General features: G+C 57.4%; 6 protein-coding genes. 4 read left to right on the top strand and 2 right to left on the bottom strand.

From position 1 onward, the window contains the following. Nucleotides 1-199: 199 nt before the first annotated feature. On the bottom strand, nucleotides 200-673 hold the full coding sequence (locus AC5LBQ_RS05950) for a MarR family winged helix-turn-helix transcriptional regulator (protein WP_493264908.1): 474 nt from the start codon (nucleotides 671-673) through the stop codon (nucleotides 200-202). A 185-nt stretch (nucleotides 674-858) separates the two neighbouring features. Continuing rightward, nucleotides 859-1884 carry a hypothetical protein gene (locus AC5LBQ_RS05945; RefSeq protein ID WP_493264907.1) on the bottom strand — a complete coding sequence of 342 codons (1026 nt, stop codon included), beginning with the start codon at nucleotides 1882-1884 and terminating at the stop codon, nucleotides 859-861. A 73-nt stretch (nucleotides 1885-1957) separates the two neighbouring features. Here AC5LBQ_RS05945 and rimP point away from each other — a divergent pair, with 73 nt between their 5' ends. From rimP to infB, 4 genes are all read left to right on the top strand, one after another. After that, a complete protein-coding gene (gene rimP, locus AC5LBQ_RS05940; protein ID WP_493264906.1) occupies nucleotides 1958-2485 on the top strand; it encodes a ribosome maturation factor RimP in 528 nt (175 codons plus the stop codon). 23 nt (nucleotides 2486-2508) lie between these two features. Then, complete coding sequence (nusA, locus tag AC5LBQ_RS05935; RefSeq protein ID WP_307741438.1) at nucleotides 2509-3495, top strand: transcription termination factor NusA; 987 nt, start codon at nucleotides 2509-2511, stop codon at nucleotides 3493-3495. Between the two features lie 287 nt (nucleotides 3496-3782). After that, nucleotides 3783-5018, top strand: a complete 1236-nt coding sequence (locus AC5LBQ_RS05930; RefSeq protein WP_493264905.1) for a cell wall-binding repeat-containing protein — start codon at nucleotides 3783-3785, stop codon at nucleotides 5016-5018. Nucleotides 5019-5377: 359 nt separating this feature from the next. Beyond that, complete coding sequence (gene infB, locus AC5LBQ_RS05925) at nucleotides 5378-8161, top strand: translation initiation factor IF-2 (RefSeq protein ID WP_298634699.1); 2784 nt, start codon at nucleotides 5378-5380, stop codon at nucleotides 8159-8161. The last annotated feature ends 45 nt before the right edge of the window (nucleotides 8162-8206 follow it).

Raw genomic sequence — 8206 nt, 5'->3', positions numbered from 1 at the left:
GTTTCGGAGTCGGCAGAGGCTGGTGGGGTGGGGGGCGTCACCGGGGTGAACGGGGTGTCGGCGGGGGTATTTGGGGGGGACATAATTAACCTTTCGCTAGAGTTCTTAACTGAAATCCAGCGTAGCTAGGCCAAAACTAATAGGCTATGGGGGTTTACCCTGAAAAAACCCCGATGCGTCCCTGAGTCGGTTGAGGTCTCTAGAGTTCCGGTTTTTCCAGGTGGCTGCGCATACTGGACAGCACGCGGCGCATCGCGTTTAGATCTGATTGCGAAACCCGGCCAGCAAACAGTTCACGTACCACTTTCATCTGAACTTGCGCCGCGGCTTCGTAAGCGTTCAACCCTTTGGTTGACAGGCAAGCATTGCGGGTGCGTTTATCCGAACCTTGGCACAGCCGATTCAGCCAGCCCTTTTTCTCCATCTCACCGAGTCGATAGTTCAATCGAGAGGGTGAAAATACTGTTTGTCTGGCAAGTTCACCGAGCTGCAGTTTCTTTTCCGGAGCGTTAGCCAAAGCCGTCAAGATGGAATATTGAGGCAGGTCGAAGCCGCATTGTTCCTTGAGAGCATAGTCAATCTCTAGATTGAGCATTTGGGAAAACTTAAAAAAGTCTTCCCAGATTTCTTCGGGCGTAGCGTCCGGTGTGTCTGGAGAATCGGTGCGAACCAATGTGAAGGCCTCTCGGAACTCGGTAATCCTAATGGTTGTTTTGTTATTGTGCTATAAACTGTGCAGTTTTCCAATCTTTTGATTATGAATTTACTAATAATTTAATTTTTCTTTAAGGTGGCCAGTTGTGAATGTGTCGTGCCCTTCCGGGTGGAAAACCTGACTGGAACTGGCGTTTGCACAGGTCATGGCCATAGCTGCACAAAAATTTGAGAAGGGGGAACGCCGAAACGATTTTGCGAAGTCACATCGCCTTTGGCGGCGCTAATCCAGGGTTGACGCAACGCTGACAGGGCTTGGTCTGGTGATTTTTTCGAGGCCGCTCCGGTCGGCGAAATGAGCTCGATAATCTTTAGGTGAGCCGCGAAAGCATCAGCATCAGCTTGATTGATGAGACGAATCGCGTCTGGGGTTGTCTTAATCTGGGAAAAATCCAAAGCGTACTGGGCAGCACGCACGTCCTCCACGCCCCCGTCCACCAGCGACTGCACGTCCCAAGCTAGGGAATCCGCCCTTTGCAAAGCCCACTGCCGGTCATTCCCACTCAGGTGAGCGGCCGCCACTTCCATACGGAAACGGGCAAAATCCAGAGCGGTCTGCGCTTCTATAAGGTTTTGCAGGTTTTTCCGGTCGGCTATCGGTTCAGTGGAACCTTCGGGGTTCGTCCCTGCCAGTGAGTCTACCGGCACCGTTGGTTCGGGAAGTTTGTGTCCCGCGGCTCCCGCCACGTGAGAGGCATCCAGCTGCTGGGCGGCGCACAAGGCCGTAAGGAGCTGCGCGTCGTTAGCGTGGGGAGCGCGTGCCCCCGCCTGGCAGGATGTTGCGGCCGTATCTACCAGGAGCTGTATCAGGTCCTCCACACTGCCCGGAGCCGGGGAAGGTTGCGGTCCGGGGTCGGCGCCCTCCGGGGTTCCCTGCGGCCACGGTTGCCAGACCCCACCCAAGGCTGCTAGACGGGTCGCGGACAGCTCGCGTACCGTCCCAATCACTTCACGCACTCCGGGGGCTAGTGAGGCGTCGTTTGCCATCTTTTCGCTGCCGATGCCGATGGCGGCTTCCGCGCGTGAAACGGCGGAAATCCCGGCTTGGCCGGCATCCAGTTCCGGCAGGGCATCGGGGGGAGTGTCCAGGCGCAGTCCACATCCAGTCAGCGCAAACCCCGCCACAAGCCATAGACTTAGTTTCAGGAAACGGGACGGGGATAAAAACATAAACCCATTGTTTCATACCCCGCCCCATCCACCCGCTCAGGCAACTCTGAGGGAATGAAAAAAGGGGAGACTATTGCAGATAAAGACAGAAGCTCAGCCGCATACCTCGGCAGACCCCAGTGTCGCCGCAATTATCCAGGTCATCAGCCCGGTCATAGACGCTGCCGGATTGTACTTGGAAAAAATTGCCCTCACCGGTCCGAAACATCAGCGGGTCGTGGCGATTGGTTTGGATTTACCCGATGGGCAGGCCGATTTGGGTAGCGCGCAGCTGGAGGAAGCGAGCCGCGCCATCGGTGCCGCTCTGGACGCAAACGATCCGCTGCCAGGTGCCTATACCCTTGAGATTTCCACGCTTGGCGCCGAACACCCGCTGACGAATCTGCGGCTGGCGCGCCGGGCTCTCGGTAAGGATGTAGAAGTGCGTATCGGCGGGCAGGTCCGCACCGGAATTTTGACCGATGTTACGCAAACCGGGCTGAGTGTAAATGACGATGGAGACGTTACGGTTTATCCCTTCGAGGACATAGAATCGGTACGTACCGTTGTTTTGTTTGGGAAGCCTCGGGGGTCTCAACGCAACGGGCGAAAAAATAAATAGCGACAAATCAATACGGAGGAATCATGCAAATTGACATGTCTGCATTGCGCCTGGTGGAAGCCGAAAAGGGCATGGATATGAACTCGCTTATCGACACGGTCGAGCAAGCGCTTTTGAAGGCATACCGCAATCAGCCGGGTGCTGAAAAAGATCATTCACGGGTTGAGGTTGATCGCAAGACCGGTGAGGTTCGGGTTTTGGTGAAGGAGCTGGACGAGGACGGCAACGAGCTGGGCGAGTCCGAGATTACTCCTAAAGATTTTGGACGTACCGCCGCAGCCACGGTGAAATCCGTGATTATTCAACGTTTCCAGGAGGAAGAAGACAAAGCAGTTCTGGGCGATTTCAAGGATCGTGTCGGTCAAGTCGTTTCCGGGGTGGTGACTTCCGGGCGTGATCCGAAGCTGGTTACCGTGAATCTGGGAGATGTGGAAGGCATTATTCCACCGGCCGAACAGGTTCCCGGCGAAAAATACCAGCACGGAGTGCGGCTGAGCGTATACGTTTTAGCGGCGTCGCGTGGCTTGAAAGGCCCGCACATCGAACTGTCTCGAACCCATCCCGGCTTGGTGCAGGGCCTGTTTAAACGCGAAGTGCCCGAAATCGACAAGGAAGAAGTCGTCATCGAATCAGTGGCTCGCGAGCCGGGACACCGCACCAAGATTGCCGTGCGGGCAACCGAAAAAGGTATCAACGCCAAAGGGGCGTGCATCGGCCCGAACGGTTCGCGCGTCCGGGCGGTTATGAACGAGCTCAACGGAGAAAAAATCGACATCGTGGATTGGGCTGAAGATCCTACCGTTTACGTAGCCAATGCTTTGAGCCCGGCCAAAGTCATTTCGGTACGGGTCATCGATGAGGCCAAGCGGCTGGCGCGAGTGGTGGTCCCGGACTTTCAACAGTCCCTGGCTATCGGCAAGGAAGGTCAAAATGCCCGCCTGGCTTCGCGCCTGACCGGTTGGGGGATTGACATCCATTCCGACACCGAAAATGGTGGCGCACCGGCCTAGATTTTCAACCCCGCGAGGGGTTTCGCATCCAGCCCTCCGAGGTTCTTCCCGGAGGGCTGAATTTTCTGTTCACAAGGGCCGTGCCGGCGTTTCCGGGGGAGGCGCGGCAACGTTGGGGACCGCCCTTGTGAAGGTATATCCGCAGTTGAAAGCCTTTAAAACCGCCAAAATGGACATGGTTGTTACCAAAACGTTATAATCAATCGTCGCGGCGTGGGGTCGCGAAACGTTCAACAAATGAGGAGGGCATTTGGCTGGGTCAAATGAGCCGGTCGAATAGGTCAATCATGAATATTTCCAAACTGATGGCAAGTTCATTTGCAATTGCTGGAATCGGAGTAGCAGGGGTTACCCCGATTGCCAATGCGGAAGATGGGGGTTCCGCAACCATTACAAATCAAACTGTCAGTGCCAGCGTTCGTTTGGCTGGTGTAGATCGTTATGAGACATCAAAAGCGGTGTCTGAGGCAACTGATTTGAGTTCAGTGTTGGTCAGCGATAAGTCGCCTGATGGCCTCATTGGTTCACTGCAGGCAGCCAACGATGACAAGTCTGCGGTTATGAGCCCGGATGCTCCCTCCTTGGGCGGAACTAACCGTTACGAGTCGGCCGCGAAAGTCGCTTTGGAAGGCGAAGCGGATGCTCCCGTGGTTATCGCCAACGGCAACTCGGAGGTAGATATTCTGGCCGCCACGTCCTACGCGGCCAATCTGGAAGCGAACCTCTTGTTGGCTGAGCCGAATCAGCTGGGCAAATACGGCTCTCAGGCCATTGCTGAGTTGAATCCTCAAAGCATCACAATCATTGGTGGCACCGCGGTCGTGAGTGAGGAAACTAAAGCTCAGGTTGAAAAACTGACCGGGAAAAAAGTTTCCCGGATAGCCGGAGATAACCGTTACACCACCGCGCTGGCCGCCGCGCAAGCCATCGGCTCGCAAAACTATCTGTTGGTCAATGGCAAGAACCCGGTCGATGCCCTGACTTTGGCCCCTTTGGCAAAGAAAAATAATGCTTCGGTAGTGTTGGTTCAGACTTCCTGTGCGCCCCAAGCGGTGCTGGAAGACCTGGGTGGAAAACATCTCACCGCTATCGGTGGCACCAGCGCTATTGCCGACAATTTCGCGGTGAAAACCTGTGAGCAGCAGGCGGCCGAGACAGCTGCAAAGGCCGCAGCTGAGAAGGCAGCCCAGGAAGCCGCGGCGCGGGCGGCTAATCCGTGGGGAGCCGGCACTGCGCAGGGCATCGCTTACGACATGCTGGGTCAGTTCGGTTGGGGACCGGATCAGATGCAGCCCCTGTTCAAGCTGTGGGCCCGCGAATCTGGATGGCGTACGAATGCCGGACGCCCCGGTGGCCCCTACGGGATTCCACAGGCTAATCCCGGCCGCAAAATGGCTTCTGCCGGTGCAGACTGGGCGACGAACCCGGCCACTCAAATCCGCTGGGGATTGAGCTACATCAAGGGTCGCTACGGCAGTCCCGCTGCTGCCTGGGCGAATTTCTGTGCTCGTGGCTGGTATTGATTTCGAGGATCTGCCAATAACTTAGGGGGTGGAGCCGTCACGGACGGTTCCACCCCAATCTTTTGCCCGGTAGTTTGCCGGGCTGGAGGCCCCGATTCAAATGCATAGAGAAAAGTCGGGTATAATCAGGAGCGGTGCTTTTCGCGGCTCCAACAGCCGCGTTCCAGCACATGAACTTATTAGCTGAGGATACTTTGCTACTGGTGGATTTCATTATCCCGCGGCACTGTGTTCGCAATGACCTAGGAGCGGGTTGGAAGATGTTGGGCACCCGATGAGTACCCGATGAGTACCAACGATTAATCCATTCTCACCCTTCGCCGGGTGGGGTGGCGAAGGACAGGAGAAAAGTGGCACGAATGCGCGTGCACGAGCTTGCAAAAGAGCTCGGTATTGAATCCAAAGAAATGCTGGCGTATCTGAAAGATGCCGGCGAGTTCGTAAAGTCTGCATCCTCCGTGGTGGAAAGCCCGGTTGTGAAGCGGATGATGGAACGCTTTGAAAAGGAAAAGCTGGGCAAGTTTAGCCCGGAAGCCGCCAAGAAAGCCGAAAAAGCGGCTGCGAAAGCGAAGAAGCCGGCTGCCAAGACAACCTCGAAAAGTCAGAAGTCGGCCGCGGAGCCCGTTGCTGATGCGGAATCGACGCCGCCAGCCAGCGCTACGGAGTCGCCGACCCCGGAGACTGCGCCCGCACCGGACACTTTGGACGCAGAGACTCCCGCACCGGCGGATTCCTCTCCTGCTGCTTCCGCTGCTCCTCAGCCAAAACCAGAGAAATCAGCACCGAGTCCCAGACCTGCCAAGCCGCAGGCGAAACCCAGTGCTAACCCCGATATTCCCAAACCCGGTGCCTCTATTCCCAAGCCGGGTGCGCGTCCGGGCAACAACCCGTTCGCTTCCGCTCAGGGAATGCCGCGTCCCGGCGGCACCAGTGGAATCAAAGCGAAGCCGGGTCCGCGCCGGGGACGGCTGGGCAACAATCCGTTCGCTTCCGCCCAAGGCATGAGCCAGGGGATTCCCCGTCCGGGGCAGGGTGGCGGTCCGCGTCCTAAGCCGGGAGACCGCCTGGGTTCGCCCCGCGGTGACTCCGGTCCCGCAGGACGTGGTGGACGGAGCAGTCGTGGTTCTCGCACCAGTCCTGAGGCTTTGGCAGCCGGCGGCTTTGGCGGCGCTCCCGCATTTGGCGGTCCGCCTTCGCCGCCTCGCGGTCGCGGCGGGCGCGGCTTTACCCAGGGTGCTTTCGGTCACGGCAAATCTCGGAAAGGCAAGAGCCGCCGGGCTAAGCGTCAGGAAATCGAGGAGCAAAATGCGCCCGTGATTGGCGGGGTCACCGTCCCGAAAGGCAATGGCCAAGAGATTCGGATCCGTTCCGGAGCATCTGTCGCCGATTTCGCAGAAAAGATTAACGTCAATCCTGCCGCGCTGGTGACCGTGCTGTTCCACATGGGCGAGATGGCCACAGCTAATCAGTCCCTAGACGAGGACACGTTCAAGCTGCTGGGGGCAGAACTCGGTTACGAAATTACGGTGGTTTCACCGGAGGACGAGGACCGCGAGCTGCTGGAATCCTTCGATATTGATTTGGAAGCCGAAGAACTCGATGACATCGAGGCTATGGAACCCCGACCTCCGGTCGTGACGGTGATGGGCCACGTCGATCATGGTAAAACCAAGTTGCTGGATGCTATCCGCAATACTGACGTCATTGATACCGAGTATGGCGGAATTACCCAGCACATCGGTGCCTATATGGTCACGCTGAAAAAGGCTGATAAAGGCCGCAAACTGACCTTCATCGATACGCCGGGTCACGAAGCCTTCACCGCTATGCGTGCCCGTGGCGCCCAGGTCACCGACATTGCGATTATCGTGGTCGCCGCTGATGATGGGGTGATGCCCCAGACCGTGGAGGCCATCAACCATGCCAAGGCCGCAAACGTGCCGATTGTGGTGGCAGTCAACAAGATTGATAAACCTACCGCGAATCCGGACAAGGTCAAAGCCCAGATGTCCGAATACGGCGTGTTGCCCGAAGAATACGGCGGCGACACCATGTTTGTGCCGATTTCGGCTAAACAGCGGATGGGTATTGAGGATTTGTTGGATGCAGTGTTGCTGACAGCTGACGCGGTGCTGGATTTGCAGGCCAATCCACACGCTCCCGCCCGCGGCGTTGCCATTGAAGCGAACCTGGACAAGGGACGCGGCACGGTCGCTACCGTGCTGGTGCAGCGCGGTACTCTGCGTGTCGGCGATGCTATCGTGGCGGGAACTGCCTACGGCAGGGTGCGCGCCATGTTCAACGAGCGCGGCCAGAACGTGGAGGAGGCCACCCCCTCCACTCCGGTGCAGGTGCTGGGTCTGACCTCGGTGCCGCGAGCCGGCGATAACTTCCTAGTCGCCGAAGACGACCGGACGGCCCGCCAGATTGCAGACAAACGTGCGGCTGCGGAACGCGCGGCGTTGCTGGCCAAGCGCCGCAAGCGCGTCACCCTGGAATCCTTCGATGAAGCCCTGAAGGCCGGCAAGGTCGACATGATGAACCTGATTATCAAGGGCGACGTGTCCGGCTCGGTCGAAGCTCTGGAGGACTCCCTGCTGAAGATTGACGTAGGCGAGGAAGTTGGTCTGCGTATCATCCACCGCGGTGTCGGCGCGATTACCCAAAACGATGTCAACTTGGCGACCGTGGACAACGCCATCATTATCGGCTTCAACGTCCGTCCTGCCGAACGCGTGGCGGAACTGGCCGACAGTGAAGGCGTGGAGATGAAGTTCTATTCCGTCATCTACCAGGTCATTGAGGACGTTGAGAACTCCTTGAAGGGTATGCTAAAGCCGATTTATGAGGAACACGAACTCGGTTCCGCCGAGATTCGCCAGGTCTTTAAGTCCTCCAAGTTCGGCAACATCGCGGGCTGCTTGATTAAGTCGGGCACTATCAAGCGCGGCTCTAAGGCTCGCTTGGTTCGCGATGGTGTGGTCGTCAACGGAGAGCTGGAGATTCATTCCTTGCGCCGCGAAAAGGACGATGTCACCGAGGTCCGCGAAGGTTTCGAATGCGGTATCGGTCTGGAGTTCAAGGACATCCAGGTGGGCGACCGCATCGAAACTTGGGAAATGCGCGAGATTCCGCGCGATTAATATCCCTAACCAACCCGGGGTCCCTGGCCGGCCTGCGGCGGTTTA

It is taken from the genome of Mobiluncus sp., assembly GCF_985070215.1.
Note: the sequence above shows the minus strand (reverse complement) of the source record. Positions and strands in the feature narration are given on the sequence as shown.

Bases quoted from the DNA above. Each gene is read 5' to 3' on its own strand.
- AC5LBQ_RS05945 (WP_493264907.1), bottom strand. From the start codon at position 1,884: ATGTTTTTATCCCCGTCCCGTTTCCTGAAACTAAGTCTATGGCTTGTG.
- nusA (WP_307741438.1), top strand. From the start codon at position 2,509: ATGCAAATTGACATGTCTGCATTGCGCCTGGTGGAAGCCGAAAAGGGC.
- AC5LBQ_RS05930 (WP_493264905.1), top strand. From the start codon at position 3,783: ATGAATATTTCCAAACTGATGGCAAGTTCATTTGCAATTGCTGGAATC.
- infB (WP_298634699.1), top strand. From the start codon at position 5,378: ATGCGCGTGCACGAGCTTGCAAAAGAGCTCGGTATTGAATCCAAAGAA.